The 18,649-nt window shown below is 66.4% G+C and carries 22 protein-coding genes and 1 tRNA gene; 11 read left to right on the forward strand and 12 right to left on the reverse strand.

Annotation, left to right across the window (positions count from 1 at the left end; all coding sequences use genetic code 11):
* Positions 1-149: 149 nt before the first annotated feature.
* The gene (locus BMY90_RS15365; protein ID WP_008213626.1) at positions 150-1,478 is read right to left on the reverse strand and encodes a hemolysin family protein; all 1,329 of its coding nucleotides are present in this window, start codon (positions 1,476-1,478) and stop codon (positions 150-152) included.
* Between the two features lie 288 nt (positions 1,479-1,766).
* Between BMY90_RS15365 and BMY90_RS15370 the strand changes: the two genes are divergently transcribed.
* The gene (locus tag BMY90_RS15370) at positions 1,767-2,396 is read left to right on the forward strand and encodes a DUF47 domain-containing protein (protein ID WP_008213625.1); all 630 of its coding nucleotides are present in this window, start codon (positions 1,767-1,769) and stop codon (positions 2,394-2,396) included.
* Between the two features lie 57 nt (positions 2,397-2,453).
* Positions 2,454-3,578, forward strand: coding sequence for an inorganic phosphate transporter (locus BMY90_RS15375; protein WP_175481596.1), 1,125 nt, complete (start codon positions 2,454-2,456; stop codon positions 3,576-3,578).
* 51 nt (positions 3,579-3,629) lie between these two features.
* Here BMY90_RS15375 and BMY90_RS15380 read toward each other — a convergent pair whose 3' ends face one another.
* Positions 3,630-4,034: a hypothetical protein gene (locus tag BMY90_RS15380; RefSeq protein WP_008213622.1), complete on the reverse strand. Its 405-nt coding sequence runs from the start codon at positions 4,032-4,034 to the stop codon at positions 3,630-3,632.
* Between the two features lie 81 nt (positions 4,035-4,115).
* Between BMY90_RS15380 and BMY90_RS15385 the strand changes: the two genes are divergently transcribed.
* On the forward strand, positions 4,116-4,457 hold the full coding sequence (locus tag BMY90_RS15385; RefSeq protein ID WP_092705127.1) for an MGMT family protein: 342 nt from the start codon (positions 4,116-4,118) through the stop codon (positions 4,455-4,457).
* A gap of 73 nt (positions 4,458-4,530) precedes the next feature.
* A complete protein-coding gene (gene recQ, locus BMY90_RS15390; RefSeq protein WP_092705096.1) occupies positions 4,531-6,345 on the forward strand; it encodes a DNA helicase RecQ in 1,815 nt (604 codons plus the stop codon).
* Between the two features lie 24 nt (positions 6,346-6,369).
* On the opposite strand, the gene BMY90_RS15395 is transcribed toward recQ, so the two are convergent.
* From BMY90_RS15395 to ftsY, 9 genes are all read right to left on the reverse strand, one after another.
* On the reverse strand, positions 6,370-6,624 hold the full coding sequence (locus tag BMY90_RS15395; protein ID WP_008213619.1) for a hypothetical protein: 255 nt from the start codon (positions 6,622-6,624) through the stop codon (positions 6,370-6,372).
* Between the two features lie 139 nt (positions 6,625-6,763).
* Entirely contained in the window at positions 6,764-7,093 is a 330-nt protein-coding gene (locus tag BMY90_RS15400; protein ID WP_092705097.1) for an MliC family protein, read from the reverse strand.
* 66 nt (positions 7,094-7,159) lie between these two features.
* Positions 7,160-7,741 carry a DUF4232 domain-containing protein gene (locus BMY90_RS15405; protein ID WP_092705098.1) on the reverse strand — a complete coding sequence of 194 codons (582 nt, stop codon included), beginning with the start codon at positions 7,739-7,741 and terminating at the stop codon, positions 7,160-7,162.
* Between the two features lie 3 nt (positions 7,742-7,744).
* Positions 7,745-8,314 (reverse strand): peroxiredoxin, encoded by a 570-nt coding sequence (locus BMY90_RS15410; protein WP_008213616.1) that lies wholly within the window; start codon positions 8,312-8,314, stop codon positions 7,745-7,747.
* 176 nt (positions 8,315-8,490) lie between these two features.
* A tRNA-Phe gene (locus BMY90_RS15415) sits at positions 8,491-8,566 on the reverse strand.
* A gap of 71 nt (positions 8,567-8,637) precedes the next feature.
* Positions 8,638-8,916 carry an oxidative damage protection protein gene (locus BMY90_RS15420; protein ID WP_008213614.1) on the reverse strand — a complete coding sequence of 93 codons (279 nt, stop codon included), beginning with the start codon at positions 8,914-8,916 and terminating at the stop codon, positions 8,638-8,640.
* 13 nt (positions 8,917-8,929) lie between these two features.
* Positions 8,930-9,976: an A/G-specific adenine glycosylase gene (gene mutY, locus BMY90_RS15425; RefSeq protein WP_008213613.1), complete on the reverse strand. Its 1,047-nt coding sequence runs from the start codon at positions 9,974-9,976 to the stop codon at positions 8,930-8,932.
* A complete protein-coding gene (locus BMY90_RS15430; RefSeq protein WP_175481597.1) occupies positions 9,973-11,067 on the reverse strand; it encodes an AsmA family protein in 1,095 nt (364 codons plus the stop codon). The genes mutY and BMY90_RS15430 overlap by 4 nt, the downstream gene beginning before the upstream one ends.
* Positions 11,064-12,206 (reverse strand): signal recognition particle-docking protein FtsY, encoded by a 1,143-nt coding sequence (gene ftsY / locus BMY90_RS15435; protein ID WP_092705099.1) that lies wholly within the window; start codon positions 12,204-12,206, stop codon positions 11,064-11,066. Before ftsY ends, BMY90_RS15430 begins: the two co-directional genes overlap by 4 nt.
* Before the next feature lie 86 nt (positions 12,207-12,292).
* Between ftsY and rsmD the strand changes: the two genes are divergently transcribed.
* The 7 genes from rsmD (at position 12,293) to BMY90_RS15470 (ending at position 18,001) form a co-directional block, all read left to right on the forward strand.
* Positions 12,293-12,868 (forward strand): 16S rRNA (guanine(966)-N(2))-methyltransferase RsmD, encoded by a 576-nt coding sequence (rsmD, locus tag BMY90_RS15440; RefSeq protein WP_008213610.1) that lies wholly within the window; start codon positions 12,293-12,295, stop codon positions 12,866-12,868.
* Positions 12,869-12,898: 30 nt separating this feature from the next.
* Positions 12,899-13,438, forward strand: coding sequence for a pantetheine-phosphate adenylyltransferase (gene coaD, locus BMY90_RS15445; RefSeq protein WP_037100952.1), 540 nt, complete (start codon positions 12,899-12,901; stop codon positions 13,436-13,438).
* Positions 13,431-13,934 (forward strand): hypothetical protein, encoded by a 504-nt coding sequence (locus tag BMY90_RS15450; RefSeq protein WP_008213608.1) that lies wholly within the window; start codon positions 13,431-13,433, stop codon positions 13,932-13,934. The genes coaD and BMY90_RS15450 overlap by 8 nt, the downstream gene beginning before the upstream one ends.
* 112 nt (positions 13,935-14,046) lie before the next feature.
* Positions 14,047-14,301, forward strand: coding sequence for a YfhL family 4Fe-4S dicluster ferredoxin (locus tag BMY90_RS15455; RefSeq protein ID WP_008213607.1), 255 nt, complete (start codon positions 14,047-14,049; stop codon positions 14,299-14,301).
* Complete coding sequence (gene ggt, locus BMY90_RS15460) at positions 14,298-16,025, forward strand: gamma-glutamyltransferase (RefSeq protein WP_092705100.1); 1,728 nt, start codon at positions 14,298-14,300, stop codon at positions 16,023-16,025. The genes BMY90_RS15455 and ggt overlap by 4 nt, the downstream gene beginning before the upstream one ends.
* Before the next feature lie 57 nt (positions 16,026-16,082).
* A complete protein-coding gene (locus BMY90_RS15465; protein ID WP_092705101.1) occupies positions 16,083-16,937 on the forward strand; it encodes an MBL fold metallo-hydrolase in 855 nt (284 codons plus the stop codon).
* A 20-nt stretch (positions 16,938-16,957) separates the two neighbouring features.
* The gene (locus BMY90_RS15470) at positions 16,958-18,001 is read left to right on the forward strand and encodes a TMEM43 family protein (protein WP_092705129.1); all 1,044 of its coding nucleotides are present in this window, start codon (positions 16,958-16,960) and stop codon (positions 17,999-18,001) included.
* Here the strand turns inward: BMY90_RS15470 and BMY90_RS15475 are convergent, their stop codons facing one another.
* Positions 18,002-18,577, reverse strand: coding sequence for an NUDIX hydrolase (locus tag BMY90_RS15475; RefSeq protein ID WP_092705102.1), 576 nt, complete (start codon positions 18,575-18,577; stop codon positions 18,002-18,004). It abuts the gene before it with no gap.
* Positions 18,578-18,649: the final 72 nt, after the last annotated feature.

Genomic DNA, 18,649 nt, shown 5'->3' on the forward strand with positions numbered 1-18,649 from the left:
CGCTGGGATGACGAGTAAAATCAGACCTTCCTTGGTTGAGGCTTTTCAGCAGAAGCGCAAAGCAGAGACGAGGCGTGAGGAAGCCGGGAAACCTTGCAAGCTCGCGGGCTTTCTCTCACTTCTCACTTCTCTCCACTCACTTCTCGCCCCTAGCCGGTTTCCTCGTCGCCGGTTTCTTCGCTCGTCGGTGCCGGCGTGACCAGCAGCTTGTCGATGCGGGCGCCGTCGAGGTCGACGACTTCGAAGCGGATGCCGCGCCATTCGAAGATCTCGCCAGCCAGCGGGATATGGCCCAGCGCGGTCATCACCATGCCGGCGGCGGTATGGAAATCGTGCTCGTCCTCGCCGGGCAGGCTGTCCACACGCAGCAATTCGCGCAGGTCGTCGGTGGGCAGGCTGCCGTCGACCAGCCAGCTGCCGTCCGCGCGCACCACGATCGGCGCGCTTTCCTCGCCATTGCCATGGCCAAGCTGGCTGGCGCCGACCACGGCGGCGAGCAGGTCGTTGAGCGTGACCAGGCCTTCGATGTCGCCGTATTCGTCCACCACCAGCGCCATCGGCGTCTCGGCGTCGCGGAATTCCTCCAGCAAATCCAGCGCGCGGGCGGTGGCGGGCACGAACAGCGGCTTGGCCAGGGTGCGGAACAGCTCGGGCGTGCCTTGCACGATGCCGCCGAGCAGGCTCTTCACCTCGACCACGCCGACGATGTCGCTTTCGTCGCCACGGTAGACCGGGTAACGCGAGTAGGGCGTGTCGCGCATCACTTCGACGTTCTCGCTGCGCGGTGCGGCGATGTCCAGCCACGCTACGCGCATGCGTGGCGTCATCACGCTGTCGACCGTGCGGTCGCCCAGGCGCAATACCCGGTTCACCATGGCCTGTTCGTCGATGTCGAGCACGCCTTGTTCGGTGCTTTCGGCCACCAGCAGGCGGATTTCTTCCTCGGTGACCGCGTCGCGGCCCTTGTCGCTGATCCGCAGCAGCCGCATCAGCAGGCCGCTGGAGGTGTTCAGCAACCACACGAAGGGCGCGGTGGCGCGCGACAGCACCAGCATCGGCATGGCCACGATGCCGGAGACGCGCTCCGGCGCCGCCAGCGCCAGGCGCTTGGGTACCAGTTCGCCGATCACGATCTGGATGAAGGAGATCAGCACGAAGCCGAGCACGATGCCGACGATCCGGGCGTACGGCGCCAGCCAGGCCAGGCCACGGCCGTGCAGCAAGGCGGCGATGTGGCTGCCGAGGACATCGCCGGCCACCGCACCGGTGATCAGCATCACCACGGTGATACCCACTTGCACGGTGGACAGGAAGCGCTCGGGCGCCTCGGCGTGGCGCAGGGCGACGCGGGCGCGGCGGCTGGTGCGCGCCATTTGCTTCAGGCGGCTCTTGCGCGAGGCGACCAACGCCATTTCCGACAACGCGAAGAAACCGTTGCACAGGGCCAGGACGAAGACGAGCGCGATTTCGGTCAGCATCGCGGCAGGCAGGGTGGGGGCGACATGGGGTGAGTGTAAGGCCTGTCGCGCCGGTCTTCACGTCAGGAGGGCATTTCCGCAAAACCGCCAGCCTGGCTTTCGTCGGGTGGTGAATCCGGAATGTGTTCGGAATCGTCCCGCCGGGCGGGCGCTTGCGCCGCCATCATGCCGGCTTGTCCGGCGCCGGAACGGCTCCCCACACTGCATCGGAGCGTCCCGAATGGTGCGGTGCGGGGGACCTGTCCTGTAACATCACGGTAACCACGATTCCATCCAGGCATAGCCCGCATGTTTTCATTGCAGACCATCTTCGGCAAAGGCGACAAGTTCTACAACTTGCTGGAACAGAGTGCCGCCGCGGCCCACGAGAGCGCCAAGGCCCTGCACGGGCTGGTGACCCAGGCCGATCACACGCCGGTGATGGCGGAATTCGCGGCCGCCCGTGCGCGCGAGAAGGCGCTGGCGGCGCAGATCAGCGAGGAACTGGTGAATACCTTCGTCACCGCGCTGGACCGCGAGGACATCGAGGCGCTGAATTCCGCGCTGTACAAGATTCCCAAGACGGTGGAAAAATTCGCCGAGCGCTACGAGATCGTGGCCCAGCGCCTGGCCGGGGTGGATTTCGCCCAGCGCGCGATGGTGCTGGAGCGTTCCAGTGCCGTGGTGGTGGAGATGATCGGCGAGTTGCGCCGCGGCCTGCGCATCGATCCGGTGAAGAAGCTGCAGGATCGCCTGCAGACGCTGGAATCGGAAGGCGACCGCATGCTGCTGGCGCCGTACCGCACGCTTTACGTGGAAGGCAATGACGCGATGCGCGCGATGCTGGCGAAGGATCTCTTCGAGTTGCTGGAGAAGGCCATCGACAAGTGTCGCGACGTCGGCAACATCGTCTATTCGATCGTGCTGAAGAATTCCTGAGGGTCCGCACATGCCGATGTCGAATCGCGGATTGCGCATGCTCCGGGGAGATCGTGCATGACGATCGGACTGGTTGCCGTGGTGGTGCTGATCGCACTGGTCTTCACCTACATCAACGGATTCCACGACACCGCCAACTCCATCGCCACCGTGGTGGCGACCAAGGTGCTTTCACCGGGGCAGGCGGTGCTGCTGGCGGCCGTGACCAACATGATCGGCGCGCTGTGGGGAACCGCCGTGGCGGCGACCATCGCCGCGGGCATCGTCAATACCGGGGTGATCGAGGCCGGCCCGCAGTTGCTGGTTTGTGCCTTGCTGGCGGCGATCGTGTGGAACCTGATCACCTGGTGGCTGGGCTTGCCGTCCAGTTCCAGCCACGCGCTGGTGGGGGCGCTGGTGGGCGCGGCGATTGCCGGTTCCGGCGGCCGCTTCGACTCGGTCATCTGGTCCCAGGGCGGGGTCCATTGGTGGCTGGGCAATGGCGTCATTCCGAAGGTCGTGGTGCCGATGGTGATTTCGCCATTCATGGGCTTCCTGATCGGTTTCGTGCTGATGGGGGCGCTGTATGCGCTGCTGTCGTGGTTCTCGCGCCGGCAGGGTTTCTTGCACCGCTTCGGTCGCACCCCGTTCGTCAACAGCTTCTTCGGCAAGGCGCAGATTGCCTCGGCCAGCGCCATGGGCCTGGCGCATGGCATGAACGATGCGCAGAAGAGCATGGGCATCATCGCGCTGGCGTTGGCCGGTGCCACCGCGGCGGGGCAGTTCGATCATCTGCCGGACTGGCTGCACTTCCTGCGCATCAACGAATCCGCTGCCGGTGGTTTCGTGGTGCCGGCATGGGTGGCGGTGGTGTGCGCGCTGACCATGGCTGGCGGCACGGCCGGCGGTGGCTGGCGCATCATCAAGACGCTGGGCCACAAGATGGTGAAGCTGCACCCGATCAACGGCTTCGCCGCCGAGGGCAGCTCGGCCATCGTGATCCTCGTCGCGTCGGCGTTCGGCTTGCCGGTGTCCACCACGCACGTGGTGTCTTCGTCGATCATGGGCGTGGGCACGGCAAAGCGTTCCAACGCGATTCGCTGGAGCGTGGTGCAGCGCATGGTGTGGGCGTGGATCCTGACCTTGCCGATCACGGCGCTGATCGCCTACGGCTTCGTGCGGCTGGCGCAAGGACTCATCTGAGCCGGTGACGCCGGCCAACCAGCGCCAGACAGCTTGCTAGAGCGCGTCGTGCTAGAGCGCGTCGCCGTCGTCGGCGATGGCGCGTTCGAGCTGGTCGCCGAGCAGGCCAATCTCGCCGATCAGGCGTTGCAATTCGGCTTCGTCCAGCAGTTCGTAGGGGCGGTTCTCGCACAGGTGCAGGAACGGTGAGCCATCCAGGTCGGTCACGGCCAGGAAGCCGCAGCGCTGTTCCCAGTTGAAGCGCAGGCAGCGATGCGGGTCGGTGCCTGCCAGCGGCCCGATCGGCGTGGACACGCGCAGGTAACGTCGCCCGCCCTCGTCCTCCAGTTCGGCCAGGTAAATGCCCTGGTTGCGACCTTGCGGCAGTCGCAGGTCGAAGCTGATCAGGTAGGGATCGTTCTGGCGCAGCGTGTACTGACTACCGATATGCGAACGCACGGCTTCGAAGTGACGCATGGTGCGGCTTCCTTGTTGAACTGCCTGGCCGGCGATATCCCGATGGTACCCTGTGCGCCTTCCGTCACCCAAATGATTGCCATGCAGGACAGCCACGCGCGCGTGTACGCCGCCATCGCCGCGATTCCGCCCGGTCGCGTCGCCAGCTATGGCGCCATCGCCGCGCGAGCCGGCTTGCCGGGGCGCGCCCGGCTGGTGGGCAAATTGCTCGGCGAAGTGCCTGACGGGATGGAACTGCCGTGGTTCCGCGTATTGCGCTCCAGCGGCCATATCGCGTTGCCTGCAGGCAGTCGTGGCTTCCGTGAACAATGTCGGCGATTGCGCGCGGAAGGGGTGGAGGTGAAGAATGGGCGGGTCGCGCTGAGCGCGTTCGGACTGGACGCGGATACCGACCGCGTCCTGTGGGGCATGCCCGACGCCTGACGCGGGTCCGCCCGACAGGCGCCATCGTCGCGGACCGGTCGCTGCCCGCGTGCGGTTTGCTAGCATGTGTGCAATGCAGTCCTCCCCCCTCGACATCCTCGAAAGCGTTTTCGGCTATTCCAGTTTCCGCGGCGAGCAACAGGCCATCGTCGAACACTTGGCCGAAGGCCACGATGCGCTGGTGCTCATGCCCACCGGCGGCGGCAAGTCGCTGTGCTACCAGATTCCCGCGCTGCTGCGGCAGGGCACCGGCATCGTGGTCTCGCCGCTGATCGCGTTGATGCAGGATCAGGTGGACGCCTTGCGCGCCGCCGGCGTGGCCGCGGCCTACCTCAACTCCAGCCTGGATGCCGAAAGCCAGCGTGAGGTGGAACGGCAGTTGCTGGCCGGCGAATTGAACCTGCTCTACGTGGCGCCGGAGCGCCTGCTCACGTCGCGCTTCCTGGGGTTGCTGGAACGCATGGAACCCGCGCTGTTCGCCATCGACGAAGCGCATTGCGTATCGCAATGGGGCCACGATTTCCGCCCCGAATACCGTGAGCTGACCCTGCTGCACGAGCGCTTCCCGCACGTGCCGCGCATCGCGCTCACCGCCACCGCCGACCCGCGCACGCGCGAGGAGATCGTCGAGCGGCTGGCATTGCAGGATGCGCGCCAGTTCATCTCCAGTTTTGACCGTCCGAACATCGGCTACCGGGTGATGCTGAAGCACAACCCGCGTACGCAGCTGATGCGTTTCATCGAGGGGCATCGTGGCGAGGCCGGCATCGTCTATTGCTTGAGCCGCAAGAAGGTGGACGACACCGCCGCGTGGCTGGCCGAGGCCGGGATCGAGGCGCTGCCGTACCACGCCGGGCTCGACGCGGCCACGCGCGCGCGGCATCAGCAGCGCTTCCTGCGCGAGGATGGCGTGGTGATGGTGGCCACGGTGGCGTTCGGCATGGGCATCGACAAGCCGGACGTGCGCTTCGTTGCGCACCTGGACCTGCCGCGTTCGATGGAAGGCTATTACCAGGAAACCGGCCGCGCCGGTCGCGATGGCCTGCCGGCCGAGGCGTGGATGGTCTACGGCCTGTCCGACGTGGTGACGATGAGCCAGATGATTGCGCAGTCCGAATCGGGCGACGAGCGCAAGCGCGTCGAACGGCAGAAACTGGAATCACTGCTGGCCTATGCCGAAGCCACGCGTTGCCGGCGCGAGCTGCTGCTCGGTGCCTTCGGCGAGGCATTCCATGGCCCCTGCGGCCATTGCGACAACTGCGTCGAACCGCCGAAAACCTGGGACGCCACCGTGCCCGCGCAGAAGGCGTTGTCGGCGGTGTATCGCAGCGGCCAGCGTTTCGGCGCCGGCCATGTCGTCGACATCCTGCGTGGCGTGGACAGCGAGCGCGTGGGCCAGCTCGGTCACGACAAGCTCAGCACCTTCGGCATCGGCGCCGACATGGACGAGAAGGGCTGGCGCTCGGTGTTCCGCCAGTTGCTGGCCGCCGGCCTGCTGGCCACCGACGCGGAAGGCTACGGCACGCTGCGGCTGACCAAGGCCAGTCGCGAAGTGCTGGTCGATGGACGACGGGTATTGCTGCGCGAGGATGCCAAGCCGGTGCGCTCCACGCGCCGTCGCCGCGACAGCCAGCTCGTCACCGGGGCCAGCATCGGCATCGAGGCGTACGAGCAGCCGTTGTGGGACGCCTTGCGCGCCCTGCGCACGCAACTGGCGAAGCAGCAGGGCGTGCCTCCGTACGTGGTGTTCCACGATGCCACGCTGCTGGCCATGCTGCGCGCGATGCCGGCCAACGAGGACGAGTTGGCCGAGGTCAGCGGCGTCGGCGAAGCCAAGCTCAAGCGCTATGGCCGCGATTTCCTGGCGGTGATCAACGCGAAGGAATGACTTGCGCCCGCACCGTGCGCCCGCTCAGTAAGCGGTGCACCAGCGCGGCAGGGGCGTGCATGAGGCGCGTGCGAAGGATGGCTTCGACGGACAGCGCCACGCATCCAGCGATATCGGCAGCCGGGCCTGCGGCCAGGTGTTGCGCAAGGTTGCCAGTGCGATCTCCGCCGAGTCGTGCCGGCCGCATTCGATGCGATCGTGCAGGGCGCGCCAGCGACGGCCGTGCTGCACGATGCGGAACAGCCCAAGCTTCGAGGGGAACACGTATTGCGTCAGCATGGCGGCATCCTCCGGGTGGGGTGGGGAGGCATGATGCGATCACTGCATGACGCAGCGGTTGCCGTGGCGGGACGGCGCGATGGCAGGCACGGGGCAAGTGTCTGACCAAGGGGCCTGATGCGCGAACCGGCCCGCTTCGTCAGGGCGCGTGGCAGGCCACGCCCGGCGCCGATGCGTAGGTTTCCCCCGGCTTGAGTGGTGCGAGGGAGGCATCGTGCATGCCCTTGGTCCACCACTGCCAGGTGTCGCCAACGTAGCGCGCGCCATCGGCGGATCGGGCGATGTGCAGGCGGTGGGCATGCCCGGCGAGCGTCAACACGGCGGTATCCGCGTCGGGGTAACTGGCCTGCACGCTGCGACCGTCGTCGCAGCGGTAGCTGAATGTCTTCGCTGTCACGTCAGGGGCGGGTGTCTGGCAGCCGGCAAGCAGCAGGGCTGGGATGATCAACAGGGTGCGTGGTGGCTTCATGCGGGAAACTCCTGCGAAATCCGATCGACGGCAGCATGCCTGTCGCCGCGTGACGCGGAAGTCACCTCAGGGATGCGTCGTTGCGGCCCGGAATGGCGTCATCGAATAGCTGGACGGTTTGCCGCCGGCGCCGCACAGGTGGCCGGAAAACGCGGAGGACACCGCTTCCTTGCCGATCTTCAGCGTGATGAATGCCGGCGATTCGCAGTGACCGTGGTCGTAGACGTTGCCGGAAACCCAGCGCATGTCACTCGTCACCGTTGCCCCGGGCGGCACCACGACGGGCAGCAGTACCGGTCCCGGATGCATTCCCACCGGGGCTTGCATGACGATGTCCAGCGGCTGCCGGCCGCTGTCGGTGAATTGCGGCAGCGGGCGTGCCGGCATCGTGCACGGCGCCTTGCCGTGGTTGCGCAGGACCAGCATGGTGCCGGAGTGCGACATGCCGTTGAACCGCCCGTCACCACCATCGAGGCCGAGTGCGAGTTGCGTTGCGCTGCATGGGCCGGCTTGTGCGGATACCGACACCGCCACGGGCGTCGTGGCGGTGGCGGGCGAGTGCGGCGAGCAGGCCGAAATGGCCAGCAACGGCAGGCTTGCGGCCAGAACCGTGGGGAAGCTTCGCGTGAACCTGTTCCGCAGCGCCATCGATTACGGCGCCTTGCCCGCCTGCAGTTTCTGCACGATGGCCAGCGACTTCGTCACGTGCTGGTCCGGCCGCAGGTGGTCGGCTTCCGAGGAAAGCGCAGCGACGATGTGGCCGTCGCGGGCAATCACGAAGGTGGTGCGCGGGATGAAGCCGTGGTCGATCGCCACGCCACGCACGTCCTTCATGCCGGCTTGCGACGCCATTGTCTTGAGGTCGTAGGACGCGGCGATCTTGCCGTGCGCGTCGGAAGCCACCGGGAATTTGCCGGCGCAGTATTTCGGGTCCGCCGAGAACGTGTTCAGCCGCTGGATGCTGTCCGCCGACACGCCGATGATGGTGGCGCCCGCCGCATCGAATTTGTCCTTCTCGGTGGCGAAGGTATGCGCCTCGAGGTCGCAGCCGCCGGTATAGGCCGACGGGTAGAAATACACCACCACCGGCCCCTTCTTCAGGGCTGCCTTGAGCGAAAAGGTGAAGTCATGGCCGGCCCGGCTGGCCTCGGCCGTGAAGTCCGGCGCCGTGGCGCCCGGTTTGAGCGCCGCCAGTGCCGGCGTCGCCAGAAGCAGTGCCATCAAAGCACCCGTTGCCATCGATCCCGCAAACCGCCTGTTCATGTGCGCAATCCTCTGGAATGGGGAAACACACGCTAGCACGCGCGAAGTGGCGTGTCAGTCGACAGGAACTGGCCGTGACCATGCGCATAACGAAAAAGCCTATCCGGAGAGGACAGGCTTTTTGCAAGAATCTATGGTGGCCGGGGACGGAATCGAACCGCCGACACGGGGATTTTCAATCCCCTGCTCTACCAACTGAGCTACCCGGCCAAGGGTGGACGACCGCGCGGGTCATCGGTGTTGCGTGGAGCCGCGCATTAAAGCGGATGTGCGGTTGGGCGTCAAGACTTGGCGTCGGGGGCGACGTAGCCCGGGACCGGGGAAAGCTCTCCGCCGAACAGGAATTTCTCCATTTCGCCGGCGAGGAATTTGCGTGACTCGGGATCGAGCGGATTGAGCCGGTTTTCGTTGATCAGCATGGTCTGGTGGGCCAGCCATTGCTGCCAGGCGGGCTTGGAGATCTCGGCGTAGATGCGCTGGCCGAGCGGGCCGGGCCAGGGGGCGAAGTCGAGGCCTTCGGCGTCGATGCCGAGCTTGGCGCAATGGACGGTGTGGCTCATGGACAACAGTTCCTCAAAGACTTTGCAGCAAGCTGCGGACGGGGGCCGGCAGGCCGAGCGAGGCCAGTTCACCAGCGCCGCACCAGCGCAGATGGGGATTATCGGCGATCGCGGGGTGTGCTGTCGCGCCGTCGAACAACAGTGGCTCGATCCGCAGCCGATAGTGACTGAAGACGTGGACGAAGGGTGTCAGCGCCTGCGCGTCGTCGATGACGGCGTGCTGTTGGGCGATGCGCCACGCGGCATCGTTGTCGCCGGCTTCGGGCAGGCTCCACAGGCCCGACCAGACGCCTTGCGGGCCGCGGCGTTCGAGCAATATCTTGCCGCGTGCGTCGCGCAGCACCAGCATCACGGTGTCGCGTTCGGGAATGGTCTTGCGCGGCTTGGGGCTGGGCAGTTGCGCGGTGAGTCCATCGCGCCGGGCCACGCAGTCCGTGGCGAGCGGACAGGCGTCGCACTGCGGCCGCGAGCGCACGCATACAGTGGCGCCCAGGTCCATGATCGCCTGCGTGTAGTCGGCTACGCGTTGGCTTGGCGTGTGGGCATCGGCATGCTGCCAGAGCTGTTTCTCCACGGCGCCCTGGCCAGGGTGGCCATGGATGCCGTGATAGCGGGTCAACACGCGTTTGACGTTGCCGTCGAGGATGGGAAAGCGCAGCCCGTACGCCTGCGCGAGGATCGCCCCGGCGGTGGAACGACCGATGCCCGGCAGCGCAACGAGCGCGTCGAAATCGCGTGGCAATTCGCCGCCATGCCGAGCCACGCATTCTTGCGCGGCGCGTTGCAGGAAGCGTGCGCGGCGGTAGTAGCCCAGTCCGGACCACAGCGCGAGCACCGTGTCTTCATCGGCCGCGGCCAGGTCGCGCAGCGTGGGCAGGGTTTCCACAAAGCGCTGGAAGTAGGGAATGACCGTGGCGACCTGGGTCTGTTGCAGCATGATTTCGGACAGCCACACGCGGTAGGCGTCGCGTGCGTTGCCGGGTCCGGCATGCTGCCAGGGCAGGTCGTGGCGGCCGTGGTGATCGAACCAGGCCAGCAGGGGAGCGGCGATATCGCTCACTTTTTCTTCGGCTTCGGCGCGTGTTTTGTCTTTGCCGGTTGAGCTGGCGTGGCGGTGCTGGATGCGGCCGCAGGCACGGCGTCGCCTGCGCGCACGCTGAGGCCTTCGATATGCATCCCGCCCACGTCAAGACTGGCCACGTCGATGCTGCCGTTGGCGGGTGGCACGGTCAGTTGCGGCGTGGAGGTCGTGCTGCCCAGTTGGGTCCACCAGTGCGCCAGTGCCAGTGGCGGCAGGCGCAGGTCGACGTGGTTGTCCGTGCCATCCAGCTTCAGTGCCAATAGCAGCGGGCTGTTCTGATCGGCCGGAGTCAGCGTGAGCGACGTGCTGTAGTCGCCGCGATCCTTGTCGGCCAGCGTGCCGTGCAGTTGCAGCGAGGCGTTTGCCGCGCCCTGCCAGCGTGCGGTGCCGGCCAGTTGCAGCGACAACGTGCTGCCATGCGCGATGTGCAAGGCGATGTCATCGAGTTGCAGCGAGTTGCCCTGCATGCGCGGTGTGGCGGACAGATGCCATTGAACCGGAGTGTCGTCGGCGGTGCGGGCGGTGACGTCGAGCAGGAACGGCTTGTTTGGAATCAGGCTGCCGGCGTTCAGGGTGACCTGGTTCAACAACAGGTGGTCGCCGCTGACCACGCTGCCCTGGGTGATGCGTACGCCGGTGTCGATGCGCGGTACTTGCAGCGGCGCGCTGGCCGGGCGTGGCGGCAGCGCGCCGAGCCAGTCCTGCAGTGCGCCGAGGTCCACGCGAGGCGAGTCGATTTCCAGCTGCGAAATGGCGGTGGGGCCGCCGAAAATGGTGCGCCAGGGCAGTGCCAGGCGCCCGCGTGCGGCAAGCAGGATCGGCGTGCTGGCGCCTTGCGCGGTCAGCGTCAGCCCTTCCAGTTCGAGCGAAGGATAGGGGAGCAGGGTCGGGTGGGCAGGGCTGGCCAGGCTGAGTTCCAGCCCGGCACCGTGCGCCTGCGATTGCAGCATGGCGGTGAAGCGATCCGGCTGCAGTAACAGATACAGCGTCACCAGCACGGCCAACACCAATACCGACACCACGCCGGCGCAGGCGATCAGTGTCAGGCGCAGCCGGCGCGACAGGGTCATGGCTGGCCGAGGCGCGGGGGCAGCAGGCCGTCGACGAAGGCCTCGGCATTGAAGGTGCGCAGGTCGGTGGCCCCCTCGCCGAGGCCGACATAGCGGATCGGCAGGCCGAACTCGCGGGCCAGCGCAAATACGACGCCGCCCTTGGCGGTGCCATCCAGCTTGGTCACCACCAGGCCGGTGACGCCGACGATCTGGCGGAACTGGCGCAACTGGCTGAGCGCGTTCTGGCCGGTGGTGCCGTCGATCACCATCAATACCTCGTGCGGCGCCTCGGGGTCGAGCTTCTTCAGCACGCGGGCGATTTTGCCCAGCTCGTCCATCAGACCGCCCTGGGTGTGCAGGCGGCCGGCGGTGTCGGCGATCAGCACGTTGGTGCCGCGCGCACGCGCAGTCTGCAGGGCATCGAAGATCACGCTGGCCGAATCGGCATCCTGGCCCTGCGAGATCACCGGCACGCTGTTGCGTGCACCCCAGGTCTTGAGCTGTTCGACGGCGGCGGCACGGAAGGTATCGCCGGCGGCCAGCAGCACTTCGCGGCCTTCGTCGCGATAGCGGCGCGCCAGCTTGCCGATGGTGGTGGTCTTGCCGACGCCATTGATGCCCACGGTGAGGATCACGAACGGCAGGCGATCGCCCACGTCCAGCGGCTTTTCGACGAGCGCCAGTCGCACCAGAAGGGCCTGGCGCAGCGCTGCCAGCAGGGCGTCTGCGTCGGCGAACTCGCGCTTGTGCATGCGTGCGCGCAGGTTTTCCACCAGCTCGGTGCTGGTTTCGATGCCGACATCGGCGGTAATCAGGATGGTTTCCAGCTCATCGAGCAGGTCGTCGTCGAGCTTGGGGTGGCGCACGAACAGCGAGCTCAATCCACGCGCGAAGCCGCTGCCGGACAGCCGGTCACGCCAGCCGCGCCGGGTCGGTTCGGCGGGTGCCGCCGGAGCCTCGGGAACCGGCTCGACGACGACCGGTTCGCTCGCAACCGGGTCCATGCCCGGCCCGGGCGCGGGCTCAACCGCCGTTATCGGCGTGACGGCAGGGGTTTCGGCAACGCTTTCGTTGTCCTCGACGGATGGCGAGGCGGGCGCGTCGGCAGGCTGCTCGGGCGTCGTGCCGGCGGGTTTTTTCTTCCAGAACTTGAGCATTGCGGCGGCGATTCAAAGACAATGGGCGGCATGCTAACACTCCCTTCCATACCGGCCGCTGAGCCGCGGCAAGAAGCCCGGGCGGCATGAACGGCAGGGCCGGACGCATCCGCATCATCGGCGGCAGCCTGCGCAACTCCCGACTGGACGTGCCCGACCTGCCGGGCTTGCGGCCCACGCCCGAGCGCGTGCGCGAAACCCTGTTCAACTGGCTTGCCCCGACCATCGCCGGCGTGCAGGCGCTGGACCTGTGCGCGGGGACGGGGGCACTGGGCATCGAGGCGTTGTCGCGCGGCGCGGCCGGCGTGCAGTTCGTGGAGCGCGACGCGGCGGCGGCGAGGGCATTGCGCGAGAACCTGGCCCGGCTCAAAGCACCGGGCGGGGCGGTTGCGGCAACTGATGCAGCCAGCTATCTGCACGGCGCGCCGCGAACCTTCGGGCTGGTGTTCATGGACCCGCCCTTTGCGCTGGAGCTGTGGGCGCCCCTGGCGCGGCAACTGGAACAGGGCGGCTGGTTGACGCCGTCGGCGCAAATTTACGTGGAATCCCCGCGCAACACGCTGCCGGCGCTGCCCGCGAACTGGCAGGCATGGCGCGAGGGGGCCGCTGGCGACGTGCGCTTTGCCCTGTATCGCCGGGCTGGTGACCTTCCGTTAAGCTAGGCGTCTCCCCCACAGGTGTTGCCCCGTTCCGTGAACAAGCCACCCGTCAACACTCGCCTGGCCGTCTATCCGGGTACGTTCGATCCGATCACCAACGGGCATGCCGACCTGGTCGCCCGTGCCGCACCGCTGTTCGAGCGCATCGTGGTGGCGGTGGCCGAGAGTCCGAACAAGGGCAAGGGGCCGGGTTTCAGCATCGGCGAACGCATTGCGCTGGCGCGACTGGCGCTGGCCGACCTGCCGAACGTCGAAGTCCGCGGGTTCGATTGCCTGCTGGCCAGCTTCGTCACCCAGATCGGCGCCGGGGTTATCATCCGGGGGCTGCGCGCCGTGTCGGATTTCGAATACGAATTCCAGCTGGCGAGCATGAATCGCCACCTGATTCCGCAGACGGAGACGCTGTTTCTCACGCCGGCGGAGCAATACAGTTTCATTTCCTCGTCGCTGGTGCGCGAGATCGGACGCCTTGGCGGCGATATTTCCGGCTTCGTGCATCCAGCGGTACAACAAGCCATGCGCCAACGCTGGCACAAGAAGTCACCCGAAACCGAAGGGGATCATCATGCGTAAATTCGCCTATCTCGCCACCGCCCTCGCGCTGACCGGTTGCCTGGCCCTGACGGCCTGCAACAACCAGGACAGCAACCAGCAGGCCACCGCGCAGGTGCAGAAGCTGACCAAGCCGACCAACCCGAACGACACCAAGGCCTGGGGCGCTTACCTGACCCAACTGGTGCGCAGCAACCTGCAGGGCATGACCGCCGCCCAGCCGTACCCGTACCTGGTGCCGGCCGGTGACGACGATGCCTCCAAGGCCGGTTACCAGCGCCAGCTGGAAAATGTGCAGGACACCGTGGCCCGCGGCGTGCTGCCGGGCAACCTGCTGGCCTTCGCCGGTCCCGATTCCAGCAAGACCGCCGACCTGATCGTCGCGGCTTTCCAGGGCGCCAAGCCGGGTTCGTTCAAGGGCGTGATCGTGCTGTTCATCGGTGACAAGGCCGATGAGCAGCGCGTCGAGACTGCCGTCAATCCGACTGGCGCTACCGTGCGCTTCGTGCAGATGTAAGCGCCAGGAGTGAGCAGTGAGAAGTGAGGAGTGAGAGAAACAGCCGGGTATGCGGCGAGTTCTTGCTTTCTCTCACTTCTCACTCTTCTTCACTCACTCCTGCCTTGATGTCATGTCCCTGAAAATCCTCGATACCTGCGTCAACTGCGACGTCTGTGAACCGGTTTGCCCGAACAAGGCGATTTCGCTGGGTGAGGAGTACTACGTCATCGATCCGGCCCTGTGCACGGAGTGCGTCGGTCATTACGACGAGCCCCAGTGCGTCGAGGTGTGCCCGGTCGAATGCATCCTCGTCGATACCGATCTTCCCGAGTCGCGTGCCGACCTCGAACTCAAGTACCGCCATCTGATGGAGAACAAGCCATGACTGTTGCGTTGCGCTGGCGCATCGTGCTGCTGGGCGCTGCCCTGGTCGCTGCCCCGGCATTCGCTGCTGCCGATCAGGCACCGGCGCAGGCCCATGCCGCCGCTGCCTCGCAGCTGGCCTTGCGTCCCGGTCACGCAGCCATTGCCAGCGCCAATTTCCTGGCGACCAATGCCGGTTTCGAAGTACTGGCCAAGGGCGGCAATGCCTTTGACGCAGCCATCGCGGTGGCTTCCACGCTGTCGGTGGTGGAGCCGGAAAGCTCCGGTCTCGGCGGTGGTTTCATGGGCACGCTGCATATCGCCAAGAGCAACCGCAATGTGTTCCTGGACGCGCGCGAAGTGGCGCCGGCGGCGGTGAACCCGAAGGACTACGTGAACCCCGACGGTTCGCCCAACCGCGATGCGTCGCTGAAAGGGCCGCTGTCCGCCGGCATTCCGGGCGAGCCGGCCGGGCTGGTCTGGCTGGCGAAGCATTACGGCAAGCTGCCGCTGAAGACCTCGCTGGCGCCAGCGATCCGCATCGCCAGCGACGGCTTCAAGCCTGATCCGCGCCTGCTGTCATCGATCAAGGGCGAGCAGAAGAACCTCGAGCGCTGGCCGGCCTCGGCGGCCAAGTACCTGCCCAATGGCAAGCCGCCGGTGGAGGGTGCAATCTGGCGCGATCCCGACCAGGCACACACGCTGGAGCTGATCGCCGCTCACGGCGACGCGGGCTTCTACCACGGTGAAGTGGCGCAAAAGCTGGTGGACGCAGTGCGTGCGGCCGGCGGCAACTGGACGCTGGCCGACCTGGCCAACTACCGCGCCAAGGAACGTACGCCGATCACCATCGACTACCGCGGCTATCACATCATCACCGCGCCGCCGCCGTCTTCCGGTGGCGTGGCAATGGCGGAGATCTTCAACATCCTGTCCGGCTATGACCTGGACAAGATGGACAAGGCCCACCGCGTGCACTACATCGTCGAGGCGATGCGTCGCGCGTTCCGCGATCACAACGATTACCTCGGTGATCCGGACTTCGTGAAGATGCCGCTGGCGATGCTGCTGTCGCCGTATTACGCCGATGGCCTGCGCCAGAGCATCCTGCCCGACAAGGCCACGCCGTCGTCGATGCTGCCACACGGGCCGACCCACGATCCGGGCATGCACACCACGCATTTCTCGATCATCGACAAGGACGGCAACATGGTGGCGATCACGTCCACCGTGAACTACATCCTCGGCTCCACCTTCGTCGCCAAGGGCACCGGCATCCTGCTCAACGACGAGATGGACGATTTCGCGCTGGTGCCGAACAAGCCCAACGTGTACGGACTGCTCGGCAGCAAGGCGAATGCGCCGGTGGGCGGCAAGCGCATGCTGTCGTCGATGTCGCCGAGCATCGTGATCGGACCGACACGCACGGCAGTGATCGGCTCGCCGGGTGGTTCCACCATCATCACCCAGGTGATGGAAGCCGTGCTGCATTTCGTCGATGGCCAGAGCGCGCAGCAGATCGTCGCGGACAAGCGTTTCCACCACCAGTTCCTGCCCGATGTGGTGGACGTGGAGGACGGCACCTTCGATCCGGCGACCAGTGCCGCGCTGGAAAAAATGGGCTACACGCTCAAGCCGCGCGAATCCTGGGGCTTCATGAACGTGGTGACCTGGGACCGCAAGAGCAACACGCTGGACGCGGCCAGCGATCCGCGTCGCCCGTCCGGGCTGGGCAAGGTGGAGTAATTTTTTCTCGTCATGCCGGCCTGCATCGGCATGAAGGGCGGCAGGGTTGGAGTCAGCATGGAATTCTGGTCGTTACTGGGTAACTCGCAGCAGCTCGATGGCGGTGCGATGTTCGGCAATGCGCCGAAGGCGCTGTGGTCGCGCTGGATCGCGCCGGATGCGCAGAACCGCATTCCGCTGGCCTGCCGCTGCCTGCTGGTGAAGCATCTCGACGGGCGCAACGTGCTGTTCGAGACCGGCATCGGCGCGTTCTTCGAGCCGTCGTTGCGCGAACGTTATGGCGTGGTCGAGTCGCATCACGTGCTGCTTGATTCGCTGGCCGAGGCGGGGCTGAGCCACGAAGACATCGACGTGGTGGTGCTCTCGCACCTGCACTTCGACCACGCCGGTGGCTTGCTTGCCGCGTGGGAGGAAGGGCAGGCGCCACGCCTGCTGTTCCCGAAGGCCAGTTTCGTGGTGGGCGCCGAGCATTGGCAGCGCGCATTGAAGCCACACCCGCGTGATCGCGCCTCGTTCATTCCCGAACTGCCGGCGCTGCTGGAACAGAGTGGTCGGCTGGAGCGGGTCGATGGCGCGCACTCGCGTACTTTGGGCGAGTCGGTGCGCTTCCATTTTTCCGATGGCCACACGCCGGGCCTGATGCTGGCCGAAGTCGGCGGCGTGGTGTTCTGCGCCGACCTGATCCCGGGGCGCTTCTGGGTGCATTTGCCGATCACGATGGGCTACGACCGTTACCCGGAGAAGCTGATCGACGAGAAGCGTGCGTTCCTCGACGACAAGCTGGCACGCGACGTGCAACTGTTTTTCACGCACGACCACGAATGTGCGCTGGCTCGGGTGCATCGCGATGAACGCGGCCGCTACGGCACCGTTGACGAACAGCGTGACCTGCGCGGGTGGCACGCCCGCTGACCACCGAAGCTGGAGATTCGATGAGCCATCGCCGCAAGCAAGCCCAGGCCCGCAAGCCGCAACTGATCCTGCTGGTGGTCGGAGCCCTGCTGGTGCTGGCAGGCGTGGCACTGGTCGCGCTCACCGAGCAGGGGCTCATCGGCTTTCGCAGCGCCGCCGAACGGCATGGCGGGCAGATTCTCGACCTTGGCAGCAACGGCCAGCCCCAAGGCGCCGATCAGGGCTACATGGTGCGGGTGAGCGGGCCGATACGCGTGGTCGAGGCGCCGCTGGACGTCCAGTTCAACCAGCAGGCGTCAACACCGGTGCTGATGCGTCACGTGGAGATGTTCCAGTGGCATGAGATACGCGCAGGCGGCCCGCCGATATACGAGCAGGACTGGGAAGATCATCCGGTCGACGCCAGCCACTTCGCTCCCGGCCACGGCAATCCCGCGCATTTTCCCCTGCAGTCGCAAGAGTTCGATGCCGGGCGAGTCAATATCGGCGCCTTCGTGTTGTCCCGGGCGATCCAGCGTGCGCTGCCCGGCAGCCAGGCGGTGGTGCCGGACATGCGTCGCCTGCCGGTCAACCTTGCTGCCAGCTTCAGCTTTCATCACGATGCGCTGGTAACCAGTTCGCGCCCGACCAGCCCGCAACTGGGCGACCTGCGGGTGAGCTGGAGCGCGGTGCCGACGGGAACGGTGACCGTGGTGGCCCGGCTCGACGGCAACCGCCTGGTGCCGGCCGCTGGTGCTGCGGACGGCAAGGGCTTCGACGTGGAAATCGGTGACCGTCCGCTGCTGGCGATCTATCCCGATTTGCCGGTGCCGCCGGAATTCGTGTGGCCGCGGCGCGTGCTGGCGCTGTTGCTGGCCATGCTCGGTGCCGGAGTGCTGTTGTATGCCAAGCCGAGGCGGATCGAGGCCGTGCTGGCAGGAGCCAGCGGTGCGGTTGCGGTCGGAGCCGTGGCTGGCGTGCTGTGGTTGGGCGATGACATGGGTACCGCCATCGCCTGGTTCGGCTTGACCGTGCTGGGCATCCTGCTGGCGGTTTGGCGATTGCGGGCGCGCAGCCTGGGTTAATTACTCGGCTTGGTCGCCAAGCCCGTGTTCCAGGAACCACAGCCCGGCGAACAGCTTCGGGTCGATCGAATAGCCTTCGGCCGCGCGGGCAAACAGCCATGCGCCGGCTTCGTTGTGGGGCACTTCGTGCACCACGATGTTTTCGGTTTCGTCGCCGCCACCGGGGCCGACCTTGACCAGGTCGAGGGCGCGCACGAAGGCGATGTTCTCGGTGCTCATGCCTGATGACGACGGGCCGGCGTGGACGAAGGTCACACGGCCACAGCGCCAACCGGTTTCCTCTTCCAGCTCGCGTTGCGCGGCAAGCAGGACGCCTTCCTGCTCCTGCCCGGCGACGTCGCCGATCAGTCCGGCCGGCATCTCGATGGTGAACTGGCGGATCGGCACGCGGTATTGCTCGACGAACAGCACGCGATCTTCGGGCGTCACCGCCACGATGATCACCGCGCCGCCCGGGTTGTTGCGTTCCACGTATTCCCAGCGACCGCGCTGGCGCAGGCTCAGCCAGCGGCCGGCGTGGAGGGTTTGCACCGGTGCGTTGGCGTCGGCGGGAATGCGGCGATCGGTGGAGTCCATGGCGGTCCGTCAGCGTGAAAGATGCCGACCATGGTGACGCGGGCCCGGCCTGGCGACAACCGGCGGGCAAGC

The organism is Rhodanobacter glycinis, from assembly GCF_900114325.1.
Lineage (GTDB): Bacteria > Pseudomonadota > Gammaproteobacteria > Xanthomonadales > Rhodanobacteraceae > Rhodanobacter_A > Rhodanobacter_A glycinis.